This window comes from Streptomyces sp. AF1A, assembly GCF_047340315.1.
Taxonomy (GTDB): Bacteria; Actinomycetota; Actinomycetes; order Streptomycetales; family Streptomycetaceae; genus Streptomyces.
Window position 1 is genome coordinate 1 of sequence record NZ_JBLEBI010000171.1, and the last position, 14663, is coordinate 14663.

The window sequence follows — 14663 nt, forward strand, 5'->3', positions numbered from 1 at the left end:
ACGGCCGGCAGACAGGCCGTCACCCAGCCCCACGCGGGCCGCAGTTCCCCGCCGGAGCAGTACAGCGCGGCGGCGCAGCCGACGCCAAGGTAGCCGAGGACCACGCCCGTCCACGCCGTGCGCGCCGGCACCGGCGGCGGGCCGTCGGGGTCGGCGGAGGCGTCCGTGGCGTCCCGCCCGGCCCGGTACAGCAGCCACGCCGGCAGCGCGAGCAGGAGCAGCGGGGTCACGCCCACCGGCAGGGGCGTGCCCGAGAGGGTCTCGGTGCGGACCAGGTGCACCCCGTGCGCCAGCAGCCAGAGCGCGGCGGCGACGTGCAGCGCCGCGTCCGGGCCGCTGTCGGGGTACGGGGAGCTGATCCACATGCCCAGCACCAGCACGGCGAGCGAACCGAGCCCGAGTCCGGCCGCGACCGCGCCGTTCAGCAGGCTCGCCGCCAGACCGGGGGGACGGTCGCGGAGCCGGGCGGTCAGAGGGGCGAGCGGCGGTCGGCGAGCGGTCGTCTGGGGCACGTCGCCATGCTCCCAACGACACGCGCTTTCCCGTCGTAACGGGCGAACCTCCGCTGTGTCGCTCATTATACGTTTATGTTCTTTTTCGTACGGAAGGGTGCATGGTGACGACGCAGAAGTCAGCCGGCCCGCTGCCGCCGCCGAAGGAACGCCGACGCCTGCGCCAGGCCCGCTCCCTGACACAGGCTCAGCTCGCCGCACGCCTCGGCGTCGGCCGCGCCACCGTCCGCGCCTGGGAGTCCGGTCGCCGGGAGCCGGACGGCCCCGAGGGCGCGGCCTACGCCGAACTGCTCGCCTCGTCCGCCGAGCCGACGGCCCGTCAGGAGGCGCCCGAACAGGTGAGTCCGCACGGTGCGGCGGCCACCCCGGCGCCGACCGCGGTCGCCCTGCCGGAGCCCCTGACGCCCGCTCAGGCCTTCGACGCGCTCTACGCCTTCTGCGCCCCGGCCCTCGTGCGCCAGGCCTATCTGCTCTCCGGGCGCCGGGAACTGGCCCGGGAGTCCGTGGAGCGGGCCTTCCAGCTGGCCTGGCAGCGCTGGCCGGAGGTGGCCCGGGACCGCGACCCGGCCGGGTGGGTGCGGGCGGCGGCGTACGACTGGGCGCTCTCCCCCTGGCACCGGTTCCGCCCGCGGTACCGGAACCCGGAGCAGCCGCCCGCCGACCCCGCCGACCGGGAGCTGCTGGACACCCTGCTCGGGCTCCCGCCGTCGTACCGGCGCACGCTCGTCCTCTACGACGGCGTCGGCCTCGACCTGCCGGAGGCGGCGGCGGAGACGGAGGCCAGCACCCCGGCGGCCGCGAGCCGGCTGCTCCACGCCCGGGAGGCGGTGGCCGCGCGCGTCCCCGCGCTGGCCGACCCGGCCCTGCTGCACCGGCGGCTGACCGAGCTCGCCTCCAGGGAGCAGATGCGCGCCGCCAGGCCGACGGTGGTCCGCACCGGCTGCGAACGCCGGACCGTGTTCTGGACCCGGGCGGCCATCGCGTTCACCGTGACCATCGTCGGCGCGACGACGCTCACGCTCCGCACGGCGCCGACGCGTTACGAGGCGCCGATCGCCCCCGCCCAGGCGGTCCACGGCGTTCCGCGGCCCGTGCCCCTGGGCCCGCTGTCCGAGGAGGAGCAGGAGCTGCGCGCGAAGCTGCGCCGGAAGGGCACGCACGGGCCTAACCGGCTGGCGCCGCAGCCGCGGTGACGGCGCGCGGGGCCGCGGGCGCCGAAGACGCCGGCAGGCCCGTCCCGGGCATCGGGACGGGCCTGCCGGCGTTCGGGTCAGGACGCTCAGGCGCTGAGGATCTCGCGCGCGAGCCTGGCCGTCTCGGTCGGGGTCTTGCCGACCTTGACGCCCGCGGCCTCCAGGGCCTCCTTCTTCGCCTGGGCGGTGCCGGAGGAGCCGGAGACGATGGCGCCGGCGTGGCCCATGGTCTTGCCCTCGGGCGCGGTGAAGCCCGCGACGTAGCCGACGACCGGCTTGGTCACGTTCTCCTTGATGAACGCGGCCGCACGCTCCTCGGCGTCGCCACCGATCTCACCGATCATCACGATGAGCTCGGTCTCCGGGTCGTCCTGGAACGCGGCCAGGGCGTCGATGTGGGTGGAGCCGATGATCGGGTCGCCACCGATGCCGACGGCGGTCGAGAAGCCGATGTCACGCAGCTCGTACATCATCTGGTAGGTCAGCGTGCCGGACTTCGAGACCAGGCCGATGCGGCCCGGCTTGGTGATGTCGCCCGGGATGATGCCGACATTCGACTGGCCCGGGGTGATGATGCCGGGGCAGTTCGGGCCGATGATGCGGGTCTTGTTGCCCTTCTTGCCGGCGTACGCCCAGAAGAACGCCGTGTCGTGCACGGCGATGCCCTCGGTGATGACGACGGCCAGCGGGATCTCGGCGTCGATGGCCTCGACGACCGCGTCCTTGGTGAACTTCTCCGGCACGAAGATGACGGAGACGTTGGCGCCGGTCTTCTCGATGGCCTCCTTGACGGTGCCGAAGACGGGTACCTCGGTGCCGTCGAAGTCCACGGTCTGACCCGCCTTGCGCGGGTTCACGCCGCCCACGACGTTGGTGCCGTCACCGAGCATGAGCTTGGTGTGCTTCATGCCGGTGGCGCCGGTCATGCCCTGGACGATGACCTTGCTGTCCTTGTTGAGCCAGATAGCCATGGTGTGTAGGTGTCCTCGTCCTCGTGCTTACTTGGCGGCGGCCAGCTCGGCGGCCTTGTCGGCCGCGCCGTCCATGGTGTCGACGCGCTGCACCAGCGGGTGGTTGGCGTCGGTGAGGATCTTGCGGCCCAGCTCGGCGTTGTTGCCGTCGAGGCGGACGACGAGCGGCTTCTCGACCTTCTCGCCGCGGTCCTCGAGGAGCTTCAGGGCCTGGACGATGCCGTTGGCGACCTCGTCGCAGGCGGTGATGCCGCCGAAGACGTTCACGAAGACGGACTTGACGTCCGGGTCGCCCAGGATGATCTCCAGGCCGTTCGCCATCACCTGGGCGGAGGCGCCGCCGCCGATGTCCAGGAAGTTGGCGGGCTTGACGCCACCGTGCTTCTCGCCCGCGTACGCGACGACGTCCAGGGTGCTCATCACGAGACCGGCGCCGTTGCCGATGATGCCGACCTCGCCGTCGAGCTTGACGTAGTTGAGGTTCTTCTCCTTGGCGGCCGCCTCGAGCGGGTTGGCCGCGGCCTTGTCGTGGAGCGCCTCGAAGTCGGGGTGGCGGAACTCGGCGTTGTCGTCGAGCGACACCTTGCCGTCGAGGGCGATGACCTCACCGGAGGCGACCTTCGCCAGCGGGTTGACCTCGACCAGGAGGGCGTCCTCCTTGATGAAGGTGTCCCACAGCTTGACGAGGACGTTCGCAACCTTGTCCGCGACCTCGGCCGGGAACTTGGCGGCCGCGACGATCTCGCGGGCCTTGGCCTCGTCCACACCGTCGATCGGGTCGATCGGCGTCTTGGCGACGGCCTCCGGACGGGTGGCCGCCACCTCCTCGATCTCCATGCCGCCCTCGACGGAGGCGATGGAGAGGAAGGTGCGGTTGGCACGGTCGAGGAGGAAGGAGACGTAGTACTCCTCGACGATCTCCGGCGCGGTCTCGGCGATCATGACCTTGTGGACCGTGTGGCCCTTGATGTCCATGCCGAGGATGTCCGTCGCACGGGCGACGGCCTCGTCCGGGGAGGCGGCCAGCTTGACGCCACCGGCCTTGCCGCGACCACCGACCTTCACCTGCGCCTTGACGACGGACTTGCCGCCCAGACGCTCGGTGATCTCGCGCGCCGCCTCAGGCGTGTCGATGACTTCACCGGCCAGCACCGGTACATCGTGCTTGGCGAAGAGGTCCCTCGCCTGGTACTCGAACAGGTCCACGCGCTTCCGTCCCTATCAGTGATCTCGCGGTTCGTTGGATGCGTGGGCGTGCCGCGAAGGGCAACGTGACGTCCGCTTGTCACAAGGGAGGCGCACACGGTGTCCGAGCGCGCGGCATGTCCGTCTCGCAGGTTATCGCCGCTTGCGGGGGCGCCCTAAATCGAGGGTCACACCCGAGCGGTGATACCTGTCACATGATGTCGGGTTTGCTGGCACGGCGTGCCGCGATCGCCGGGAAGTGCGAGGCCTCACCGGGCTGGGGTTGACCCGGTGAGGCCTCTGGGCGGCCCCGGGACGAACCCGGGACCGGGGCGGTTGATCCCCACCCCAATGGGGACCACCCGCCCCAACCGCGGGGCTCCGCCCGGACGAGCCGACGGCATTCGGCCGTCCGGGTACGGCCACCCCACGGAGCGGTGGGGGCGCTCAGGCCTGTCGGCCCGGGTCGCCCTGCTGCCCGTTACGTCCGAAGCCGTGCATGCCGTGCGGGTGCAGCGGGTTCAGCGGGTTCTGCGGGACGTACGGGGTTTGGGCGCCGTTCGGGGTTTGGGCGCCGAAGTGGTTCTGGAGGCTGTACGGGTCTTGGGCGCCGTGGGGGGCCTCGGCGCCGTGGGGGTTCTGCAGGGCGTACGGGTCCTGGGCGCCGTGGGGGTGGTGGGCGCCGTGGGGGTGCTGCAGGGCGTGCAGGTGCTCCGTCCCGTACGCGTCCTGGGCGCCGTACGGGTCCCGCGAGTGCGCCGGTACGGCCGTGCCGGCGATTCCCTGGAGGCCGCCGGCCGCGTGTTCGGCCAGCGCCTCGCCCGTGTCGTGCACGGCGCCGCCGAGGCCGTACGCGAAGCCGGTGGCCTCGGCGGTGACGGGCGCGGCCTGACCGGCCACCCCGGTCACGAAGGGGTTCACCTCGCCCGCCACGCCGTGGGTCAGGCCGACCGTGCTTCCGCCCATCCCGCCGGCCACCGGCCGCACGGTCCCGTCGACGGTGCCGACCGCCTGGTGCACGGCGCCGGTGGCGGTGTCCGTGACCGGCTGGACCGCCCGGGAGACGCCGGCCGCGAAGGGCGGCACCTGACCGGTGACGCCGTCGGCGAAGGCCCCGGCCTGCCCCGTCGCTCCGTGGGCGAGCGGCGGCACGGCGCCGGCGATCCCGCGCCCGAAGGCCTGCACGTCACCCTCCACGCCGTACGCGAGGGCGCCCGCGTCCGAGACGGCCTGCCCGACGACCGGCACGACCCCGCGCAGAGTGCCGTCCGCGACCGGCGGTGCCAGCCGTACGGACCCTTCGACGGCCACTTCGACAGGCGCTGAGGCGACCGGCGGGACCGCGGCGGAGGCCGCCTCGTCCACGACCGGCACGGCCACGCCGGGCACCGACCGCACCGTGCCGACGACCCGCTCACCGACCCCTGTGGCGGTGCCGGTGACGTGCGCGGGAACGGCGGCGACGGAGGCCTGCGCCGCACCGCTCGCCTCGGCTGCCGTGCCCCGGACGGCGTCCGCGGCGCCGGCGGTCCGGCCCTGCGCACCGGCGACGGTCTGCTGAGCGGTGGTGCGCACGGCGCCCTCGACGCCCTCGGCCCGAGTGCGCGCCGCCGCCTGGGCGGCCTGCAGTTTGGTCTGGGCGCCGGCGAGGGCCTCCTCCACCTCGGGAGCGAAGGAGCCCAGGGGGCCGAAGAGGTAGTCGATCTCGTCCTGCGAAGCGGTGCGCGCCGTATGGGCGGTGTGGGCCGCCGCGTGCATGGCCGGTGCGGTCGCGGCGGTGGCGTGTGCGGTGAGCGTTACACCCTCTGCCTCGGCGTGCACCCGGATCCGCGTCCGGTCGGCGCGCGCGGCGCGCGCGCCCTCGATGACCTGGCCGCCCCGGACGGCCGGGACCTTCGCGTCGACGGAGCGGCGGGCCTGGTCCACGAAGGTGCGGGCGGTGCCGCTCGTGGCACCCGGGACCTGCTGCGTGGCCCTGGCCGCCGTGTCCGGCACGGCGGAGGCCGCCGAGGTCGCCGTGCCGGTCAGGCCGGTCACGGTGTCGTGCACGTCGGTGACGACGCCGTCGACCGTCTCGCCGAGCGCACCGGTGGTGCTGCCGGCTTCGGTGCCCGCGTCCGGCACCGAGAGGGAGGTGGCGGACAGTTCGTCCGCGCTGGCCACGGCGGAGCCGAGCGCCCATGCGCCGGTGACACCGGCGGCTATCACGATGGAACGGCGGATGTTCTTGTTCATTGCGTGCGTCAAATCCTTCGGAAACGGCTGAGAAGGGCTGAGGTTCCGTCCGGAGAGCGCTGAACAGTGAGCGGGTCCGGACGGGCGGGAAGACCTGTTCCGTCCCCGCACGGCAGATCCGTGGCGGGGAGGCCGGCCCTGCTGCCTAGCCGGGGAAGACGGGGATGTCCCGGTGCCGTTCCCGTGTCGCGGGCGCGTCGTCGCGCGCGGTGACGCCGGGCGCGAGCCGCACCGGCGCCCGGTCGGAGAGGGTCACGGCGAACCCGTCGCCGTGGCGGAACGCACTGCCGTCGGCCGCCTGCTTGCCGAGCAGACCGTCCGGGTCTTCGCCCGGCGCGGGACGCCCGGGGGTGTCTCCGAGGCCTTTGGTGCGCTGCGCAGCGGGGATCCAGGCATGGGGCCGGGGCGCCGGAGCCGCCTCGAGGCCGCACGTGATCGCGGCCGACGCCGATGCGGCGGCGCGGGCGGTGTCCTGCTTCACCTTCGCGGGGGTCACCGCCGCCGTGCCGCCGTGCCGCCGTGCATGCGGTGAGGGGGTCTGCGGGCCCGTCACCTGGCCGAGCACAGGCACCTGGTCGAGGTCCGGCACCTGACCGAAGTCCGGCAGGGGCAGGGAGGGGCCGGTCGTCCGTGTGTCCTGCACGGACCGGTTCGCCACTGCCCGGACCGACTGGGAGGCCGTCGTCACGACGTCCCGCGCGGACTGAGAAGTGGCGGTCACCACGCCCAGTACGGGCCGGGAAGTCGCGGTCACCACGTCCCGCACGGACCGCGGCGTCACGGTCACCACGTCCCGCACGGACCGGGAGGCATCCGTGACCAAGCCCTGAGTGGACCGTGCGGTTCTCGTGACCAGGCCCGGCGTGGACCGTGAGGTCCTCGTGACCAGGCCCGGCGTGGACCGTGAGGTCTCCGTGACCAAGTCCCGGACGGACCGAGCGGTGTTCGTGCCGCCCCGGCCGGAGTGCGGGGCGCCGGTGCCCAGGCCCCGCTCGGACTGCGCGGTGCACCTGCCGCCCCGGTCGGACTGCGCGATGCACCTGACGCCCCCGTTGGACTGCGCGGTGTGCGTGTCCAGGCCCTGGACGGACCGCGGCGCGTCGGTGACCAGGCCCTGGGCGGACTGCGGCGCGTCGGTGACCAGGCCTCGTGCGAGGGCAACGGTCCGATCGGTCACCTTGCGCGCCGTGCGCACGGCCCCAGCCGAATCCGCCCGGCCCTGCTGACCGGTGGCCACCGAAGTCACCGGGGGCAGCGAAGTCGCCTTCGCGGGCACCGGAATCCGGTCGGCCGCATGTGCCTGCTCTCCGCAGAGGAGCCCGAGCGCACACAACCCGCCGACCAGCAGGGCGAGTTGCAACGCGCGCCGCCCGGCCGCCGCGCGCAACGCACGCGCAGTGGCACCGAAGGGGGCTGCGGGGAACGTCAAGAAGGGGAGGCTTCCTCGGGAGTCGGCAGGGCAGGGGCTCCGCCGATCCTTGCACGCACCGCCCGAGGCCGCGCAAGTCCCGCGTTACCGATGGGTAGTCATGTCCCCGTTCCTGCCCGTTTTCCGCCCCGCGTCACGCGGTGTCCGGTATGGGCAGCGGCCGCTTCTCCAGCGCCGCGGCCATGACCTCGGGGAACAGATCGGGCGTGCAGGCGAAGGCCGGTGCGCCGAGCGCGGCGAGCGCGGCCGCGTGGTCCCGGTCGTAGGCCGGCGCGCCCTCGTCCGACAGGGCGAGCAGCGTCACGAACTGCACCCCGGACGCCTTCATGGCCGCGGCCCGCTTGAGCATCTCGTCGCGGATGCCGCCCTCGTACAGGTCGCTGATCAGCACGACCACCGTCTCGGCCGGCCGGGTGATCTGCGACTGGCAGTAGGCGAGCGCCCGGTTGATGTCCGTGCCGCCGCCGAGCTGGGTGCCGAAGAGGACGTCGACCGGGTCGTCGAGCTGGTCGGTGAGGTCCACCACCGCGGTGTCGAAGACGACCAGCCGGGTGCTGATCGACCGCATGGAGGCGAGGACCGCGCCGAACACCGACGCGTAGACCACGGAGGCCGCCATCGACCCGGACTGGTCGATGCAGAGGATCACCTCCTTCTTCACCGACCGCGCTGCCCGCGCGTAGCCGATGAGCCGTTCCGGCACGACCGTGCGGTACTCGGGCAGATAGTGCTTGAGGTTGGCCGCGATGGTGCGGTTCCAGTCGATGTCGTGGTGACGCGGCCGGCTGACCCGGGCACTGCGGTCCAGGGCACCGGTCAGGGTGGCCCGGGTACGGCCGGCGAGCCGCTTCTCGAGGTCCTCGACCACCTTGCGCACGACCGCCCGCGCGGTCTCCTTCGTCGTCTCGGGCATCGCCTTGTTGAGCGAGAGCAGCGTGCCGACCAGGTGCACGTCGGCCTCCACCGCCTCCAGCATCTCGGGCTCCAGCAGCAGGGAGGCGAGCCCCAGCCGGTCGATGGCGTCACGCTGCATGACCTGGACGACCGACGAGGGGAAGTAGGTGCGGATGTCCCCGAGCCAGCGCGCCACGGACGGCGCCGAGGCACCGAGCCCCGCCGAACGGTCCCGCCCCGCCTGCGGTCTGTCCGCCATCCCGTAGAGAGCCGCGAGGGTGCCGTCCATCGCCGCGTCCCGCCCGGACAGCACGCATCCGGTGCCGTCGGCCTGGTCCCCGCCGAGCACCAGCCGCCAGCGCCGCAATCGCTCCAGGGCCGGGTCGTGCGCGTCCGTCGGCATCGCTTCCGTCGTCATGTGCCCACTCCCGCCAGGCTGTTCTCATCGGTCGTCGTGCGCCGGCCGTCCAACCCCAGCAGCAGCCGCAGCACGGGCAGTACGGCGTCGGCGCGGTCGGTGTCCGCTTCCTCGGCGAAGCCGGGTGTCACGAGCGTTCGGCCTGCCGGCGCGCCCCGTGCTCCCGGTCCACGGCGCACCAGCTCGCCGAGCGTCCTGCGCACGCCCGGCTCGTACGCCGCGAACGTGCGGCGCAGCAGGGGCAGTACGTCCGTGAACGCCTCCGCCGGCACTCCGGTCAGCCAGGCGTCGACCAGGCCGAGCAACCGCTCGTCGTGCACCAGCAGCATGCCGCCCCCGCCGCCGACGAACCCCTCGATCCAGGCCGCCGCGTCGGCGGGCGGCGTCCCCGGCGACAGCGCGAGCCCCATCAGCCGCGCCGCCTCCTCGGCCCGCAGCGCGCCGTCGTCCAGCAACAGCCGCACCGCCCGGCCCCGGACGACACCGGGCACGGTGTCCCGCAGCGACAGGGTCCGCAACACGGCACGCCAGCGCCGGCGCAGCTCGCCCGGACTCGCGGCGCCGGTCCCTGCGCTCGCACCCTCACTCGCCGTGTGATCGACACCGGCGAGGGTCTCCCCCAGCAGCCCCACCGCCGTGTGGACGGCGTCCACGTGGCCGCGCATCTCCTCGGCCGCGCCGGCGTCGAGTGCGGCGCAGGCCGGCGGCAGGCCGACGAAGACGCGCTCGGCGATGCCCGCCGCGACCCCGGCGAGCGCACGCGTGTCGGTGCCGCGCACGTCGCCGTAGCGCAGGGAGCGGACCAGGGCGGGCAGGGCCTGGGCGAGGTGGCCGACGTCCGCGTCCAGGGCCGCCCGGTCGGCGAGCACCCGCATGACCACCGGCAGAGCGTCCGGCAGGCCCGCGAGCAGGCAGTGCTCGGCGAGCGCGGTGACATCCGCGAGGGTCCGGGCCGCGGTCGCGTCCGCCTCGGCCTTGGCCTGCGCCGCCGCGAGTACGGTCGTCCCCCACACGCCCGCCTCGGCGACCCGCACCGACAGCTCCGGCTCCCAGCGCAGCCGCCAGGTCTCCCGGAACGTGCCCGTGCTCCCCCGTGACCGGGACGGCTCGCCCCAGCCGACGCCGAGCAGCCGCAACCGGTGCAGCAGCCTGCTGCGCGCCGCGTCGGTGTCCTTGCGCAGGTCAAGCTCCAGCTCGCGCTCCAGCGCCTCGGGTTTCAGCCGCAGCGTGCGCTGCTGCCGGGCGAGGTCGCGCTGCAACGGCACCGCGGGGGCCGTCTCCGGGACCTCCCCCAGCGCGTCCCCGACCACCAGCCGGTCGTGCACCAGGGCGAGCGGCACGTCCGAGCCCTCGCACATGACCGCGCGCACCGCGTCCGTGGTCTCTCCCAGGCCCGGCAGCGGTCGGCCGCGCATGGCCGCGAGGGTCTCGGCGAGCCGCACGGCCTCGATGACATGCGCCGAGGAGACGATCCGGTCCTCCTCGCGCAGCAGCCCCGCCACCTTGGTCAGCCACCGCTCGACCGGCCGGTCGGGGGCGCGGAACAGATGGCCGTACCAGCCCGGCGAGTCGATGCCGGCGCCGTAGCCGCTGGACCGGGCCAGCCTGCGGTGCGTCCAGGGCACCCAGGTCAGGTCGGCCTTGGTCCTGGGCAGCCCCTTCAGCAGCGCCCGGTCGGCGCCGACGGTGGCCCGCTCGCGCAACGCGGGCACGTGCCAGGCTCCGCACACCACGGCCACCGCGTCCCCGAACTCCCGCCGTGCGGCGCGCAGTTGCAGTCTCATGTGCGCCTCGCGCACCAGGTCACGGCGCCCGCCTGCACCGTAGCGCTCACGCAGCGCGCCCATGGCCTCGGCCAGCGCGGCGAACGGTGCGAAGGGGTCCCGCTCACCCGGTCCCCGGTGCTCGACGACGTCCTCCCACCACCGCTCGGGATCGTCGTACCCGGCGGCCTCGGCGAGCACGGCGAGGGGGTCGACGCGCATCTGGTCCGTGGCATCGGAGCCGGAGCCGGCGTCCGCGTCGAGCCCGGGGCCGGCACCTGCGTCGGGGCCTGATTCGGCCCTCGCTCCGAGCCCGGAGCCCGAGCCGGCGTCGAGCCTGGAGCCGCCTCCCGCGTCGGGACCTGATTCGGCACCGGTGGCGGGCGCGGGCCCGGCCCCGGACTCGTCACCGGACGCGGCACCTGGTTCGGACAAGGGCCCGGACTCGGCGGGCGGTTCGGACAAGGCCCCGGACTCGGCGGGCGGGTCTTCTCCCTTCTCCTCTTTTCCTTGGGCGAGTTCCTCCTGCCACACGAGGGTGTGTGTGGCCGGCAGGTCGATGAAGCGGGCCGGGACCTTGTGCTCCAGGGCCCATCGGATGGCCACCCATTCGGGGCTGAACTCGGCGAACGGCCAGAACGCCGAGCGGCCGGGCTCGTCCACGGCGTGTGCGAGCAGGGCGACCGGGGGCCGCAGGTCCGGGTCGGCCGCCAGCGGGATCAGCGCGTCCGCCTCCGGTGGTCCCTCGATCAGGACGGCGGCGGGCCGGGCCGCGGCCAGGGCGGCGCGCACCGCGTGTGCGGAGCCGGGCCCGTGGTGCCGCACGCCGAGCAGCAGCGGTCCGGAGTCGAAGGCCCGGGGCCAGGCGGTGTCGGGCGAGTCGGTCATGCGCTCACCTCCCGGCAGGCGCGGTAGAAGTCCGTCCAGCCCTCGCGCTCGCGCACGACGGTCTCCAGGTACTCCTGCCAGATGACCCGGTCGGCGGCCGGGTCGCGGACGACGGCGCCGAGGATGCCGGCGGCGACGTCACCGGAACGCAGCACGCCGTCGCCGAAGTGCGCGGCCAGGGCGAGGCCGTTGGTGACGACGGAGATCGCCTCGGCCGTGGACAGCGTGCCGCTGGGCGACTTCAGCTTCGTACGGCCGTCGGCGGTGATGCCGTCGCGCAGTTCGCGGAAGACGGTCACGACCCGGCGGATCTCCGCCATGCCGTCGGGCGCGGCCGGCAGGTCGAGGGAGCGGCCGATCTGCTCCACCCGGCGGGTGACGATGTCGACTTCCGCCTCCGCGCTCTCGGGCAGGGGAAGCACGACGGTGTTGAAGCGGCGGCGCAGCGCGCTCGACAGGTCGTTGACGCCGCGGTCGCGGTCGTTGGCGGTGGCGATGAGGTTGAAGCCGCGGACCGCCTGGACCTCCTCGCCCAGCTCCGGGACGGGCAGGGTCTTCTCGGACAGGATCGTGATGAGGGTGTCCTGCACGTCGGCCGGGATGCGGGTCAGCTCCTCCACGCGGGCCGTCATGCCCTCCGCCATGGCGCGCATGACGGGGCTGGGCACGAGGGCGGCGCGGCTCGGGCCGTGGGCGAGTAGCTGCGCGTAGTTCCAGCCGTATCTGATCGCCTCCTCGGGAGTGCCGGCGGTGCCCTGGACCAGCAGGGTCGAGTCACCGCTGACGGCGGCGGCCAGGTGCTCCGACACCCAGGTCTTCGCGGTGCCGGGCACACCGAGCAGGAGCAGGGCACGGTCGGTGGCGAGCGTGGTGACGGCGACCTCGACGATCCGGCGCGGCCCCACGTACTTCGGTGTGATCACCGTGCCGTCCGGCAGGGTGCCGCCCAGCAGGTAGGTGGCCACCGCCCACGGCGACAGCTTCCAGCGGGCCGGGCGCGGCCGGTCGTCCTGCGCGGCGAGGGCGGCGAGTTCGCCGGCGAAGGCCTGCTCGGCGTGCGGCCGCAGCGCCTCGGCCGCGGGGGTGGCCGCGGCCGCGCTCGCGGAGTGATCGGTGCTCGGTTCGACGGTCGTGGTGTCCACGGACACAGGCATGGCTGAGTCCCCCTCCAGCTCGGCCGGTTCGGTCTGGCATCCACCGTGCACCACGCCACTGACAATCACTCTGACCTGCGCAAACGCGCTCGCCCGGTCGATTGTCAGTGGCGGGACCTACCGTCGGTGGCATGACTGATCAGGGGGTGCGCTGGACTGCGGACCAGGTGCTGGCGCTGGCGCCTGACGCCGCGTCACGCAAGGCGGGCGGCAGGCTCGGCACGGCCGGACCGTGGTCCGAGACGGGCAGTCGCGCGGAGGGGTCGGTGTGGGGACTGTGCAAGGGCAGCGGCAGCAGGCCGTACCAGACGGTGGTGGACCTGGCGGACCCGGCGGGGCCCGCGTTCAAGTGCAGTTGCCCGAGCCGGAAGTTCCCGTGCAAGCACGCGCTCGGCCTGTTGCTGCTGTGGGCGGGGGGCGGCACGGTGCCGGTGGCCCAGGAGCCGCCGGACTGGGCCGGGCAGTGGCTCACGGGTCGGCGCGAGCGCGCGGAGAAGAAGCGGAGACAGGAGCCGGGCGGAAGTGCACCGGCCGCTGATCCGGAGGCGGCGCAGCGCCGGGCGGAGCGCCGCGCCGAGCGGGTCACCGCGGGCGCGACAGAGCTGGAGCAGCGCCTGGCGGACCTGCTGCGCGGCGGGCTGGCCTCGGCCGAGCAGGCGGGGTACGCCCTGTGGGACGAGACGGCGGCCCGCATGGTCGACGCCCAGGCACCCGGACTGGCGGCTCGGGTACGGGAGTTGGGCGCGGTCCCGGCGTCGGGCGCGGGCTGGCCGGCGCGGCTGCTGGAGGAGTGCGCCCTGCTGCACCTGCTCGACCAGGGCTGGCTGCACCGCGACCGGCTGCCGGAGGCCCTCGCGGCCACGGTCCGCTCCCGGCTCGGCCTGCCCGCCTCGCCGGACGGCCCGCCGGTGCGCGACCGCTGGCTGGTCCTCGCCCAGTACGACACGGTGGACCCGAAACTGACGACCCGCCGGATATGGCTGCACGGCGCCGCGTCGGGCGGCACCCGGCTGCTGCTGTCCTACGGCGCGGCCGGCCGGGCGCCGGAGCTGTCCATGCCGGTCGGCCTGGCCCTGGACGCGGAGCTGTCCGCGTATCCGGGTACCGGCCAATCCCGGGCCGCCCTGGGCGAGCGGTTCGCCCCGCCCGCGCCGGCCGCGTTCCGCCCTCCGGGCGTGACCACCGCCGAGGCCGCGGCCCGGTACGGCGCGGCACTGCGCGAGGATCCCTGGCTGGAGGCGGTTCCGGTGACGCTCGACCGGGTCGTCCCGGTCCCGGACGGCGGCGCATGGCACCTGGCCGACGCCGACGAGGACTCGGCGCTGCCCGTGACCCGGGCCGCCCGCTCCCGCCCGGGCCTGTGGCGGCTGGTCGCCCTGTCCGGAGGCGCCCCCGTCACCGTCTTCGGCGAGTGCGGCCACCGCGGCTTCACCCCGCTCACGGCCTGGGCGGAGGCCACCGGCGAGGCGGTGACCCTGTGCTGAGCGTCCACGGCTCGCTCCTGCACACGAACAGAGGCGGTTTTGGGTACGGAGGCGCCGGGACGGCTGACCGGTTCGCGCCCCGGAGTGCCGGGGTGGTCACCCGCTTTGTCCACGCAAGCACTGGGACGGCCGGCCGATTCGCGCCCGGAAGGACCGGGGTGGTCACCCGCCTTGTCCACGCAAGCACTGGGACGGCCGGCCGATTCGCACCCGGAAGGACCGGGGTGATCGGCCGCTTTGTGCGGGTGAGTGGCCCCATGGCGGGGACCGCCCCCGCACTCCGGGGCACGAAGCGCCGCTCCACCTCAGCGTTCCGACGCCCGAAAGGCCAGACCACCCGGCCTCTCACCTGCGCGAAGGGGGCCGCCGGCCCAGCCGCTCGGGTCCAGGCCGCCCCAGTCACCCCCGTCCACGAAGGGAAGGAGACCCGATGAACGGGACGTCCACCCGCAGGGACGACGCGGGTCCCGCGCGTTCCTGGGAGGAGCTGGTGACCACTGCTCTGCTCGGCACCGACCGGCGTCCCCCGGCGCAGGT

Annotated in this window: 10 protein-coding genes; 2 read left to right on the forward strand and 8 right to left on the reverse strand. The window is 74.3% G+C overall.

Going from position 1 to position 14663, the window contains the following annotated elements:
• On the reverse strand, window positions 1-512 hold a 512-nt coding region (locus ACLU3S_RS30215; protein ID WP_413955152.1), incomplete at its 3' end, for a DUF6350 family protein.
• A 101-nt stretch (window positions 513-613) separates the two neighbouring features.
• Between ACLU3S_RS30215 and ACLU3S_RS30220 the strand changes: the two genes are divergently transcribed.
• A complete protein-coding gene (locus tag ACLU3S_RS30220) occupies window positions 614-1705 on the forward strand; it encodes a helix-turn-helix domain-containing protein (RefSeq protein ID WP_413955153.1) in 1092 nt (363 codons plus the stop codon).
• A gap of 86 nt (window positions 1706-1791) precedes the next feature.
• Here ACLU3S_RS30220 and sucD read toward each other — a convergent pair whose 3' ends face one another.
• The 7 genes from sucD to ACLU3S_RS30255 all read right to left on the reverse strand — a co-directional run bounded on the left by sucD (window position 1792) and on the right by ACLU3S_RS30255 (window position 12642).
• Window positions 1792-2676, reverse strand: a complete 885-nt coding sequence (gene sucD, locus ACLU3S_RS30225; RefSeq protein WP_413955154.1) for a succinate--CoA ligase subunit alpha — start codon at window positions 2674-2676, stop codon at window positions 1792-1794.
• Between the two features lie 27 nt (window positions 2677-2703).
• Complete coding sequence (gene sucC, locus ACLU3S_RS30230) at window positions 2704-3882, reverse strand: ADP-forming succinate--CoA ligase subunit beta (RefSeq protein WP_413955155.1); 1179 nt, start codon at window positions 3880-3882, stop codon at window positions 2704-2706.
• A gap of 426 nt (window positions 3883-4308) precedes the next feature.
• Entirely contained in the window at window positions 4309-6096 is a 1788-nt protein-coding gene (locus ACLU3S_RS30235; protein ID WP_413955156.1) for a hypothetical protein, read from the reverse strand.
• Between the two features lie 145 nt (window positions 6097-6241).
• The gene (locus ACLU3S_RS30240; RefSeq protein ID WP_413955157.1) at window positions 6242-7525 is read right to left on the reverse strand and encodes a hypothetical protein; all 1284 of its coding nucleotides are present in this window, start codon (window positions 7523-7525) and stop codon (window positions 6242-6244) included.
• 133 nt (window positions 7526-7658) lie between these two features.
• A complete protein-coding gene (locus ACLU3S_RS30245; RefSeq protein WP_413955161.1) occupies window positions 7659-8822 on the reverse strand; it encodes a VWA domain-containing protein in 1164 nt (387 codons plus the stop codon).
• A gap of 11 nt (window positions 8823-8833) precedes the next feature.
• Window positions 8834-11488 carry a DUF5682 family protein gene (locus tag ACLU3S_RS30250; RefSeq protein ID WP_413955158.1) on the reverse strand — a complete coding sequence of 885 codons (2655 nt, stop codon included), beginning with the start codon at window positions 11486-11488 and terminating at the stop codon, window positions 8834-8836.
• Complete coding sequence (locus ACLU3S_RS30255; RefSeq protein ID WP_413955159.1) at window positions 11485-12642, reverse strand: ATP-binding protein; 1158 nt, start codon at window positions 12640-12642, stop codon at window positions 11485-11487. The genes ACLU3S_RS30250 and ACLU3S_RS30255 overlap by 4 nt, the downstream gene beginning before the upstream one ends.
• 131 nt (window positions 12643-12773) lie before the next feature.
• Between ACLU3S_RS30255 and ACLU3S_RS30260 the strand changes: the two genes are divergently transcribed.
• Window positions 12774-14126 carry an SWIM zinc finger family protein gene (locus ACLU3S_RS30260; protein ID WP_413955160.1) on the forward strand — a complete coding sequence of 451 codons (1353 nt, stop codon included), beginning with the start codon at window positions 12774-12776 and terminating at the stop codon, window positions 14124-14126.
• The last annotated feature ends 537 nt before the right edge of the window (window positions 14127-14663 follow it).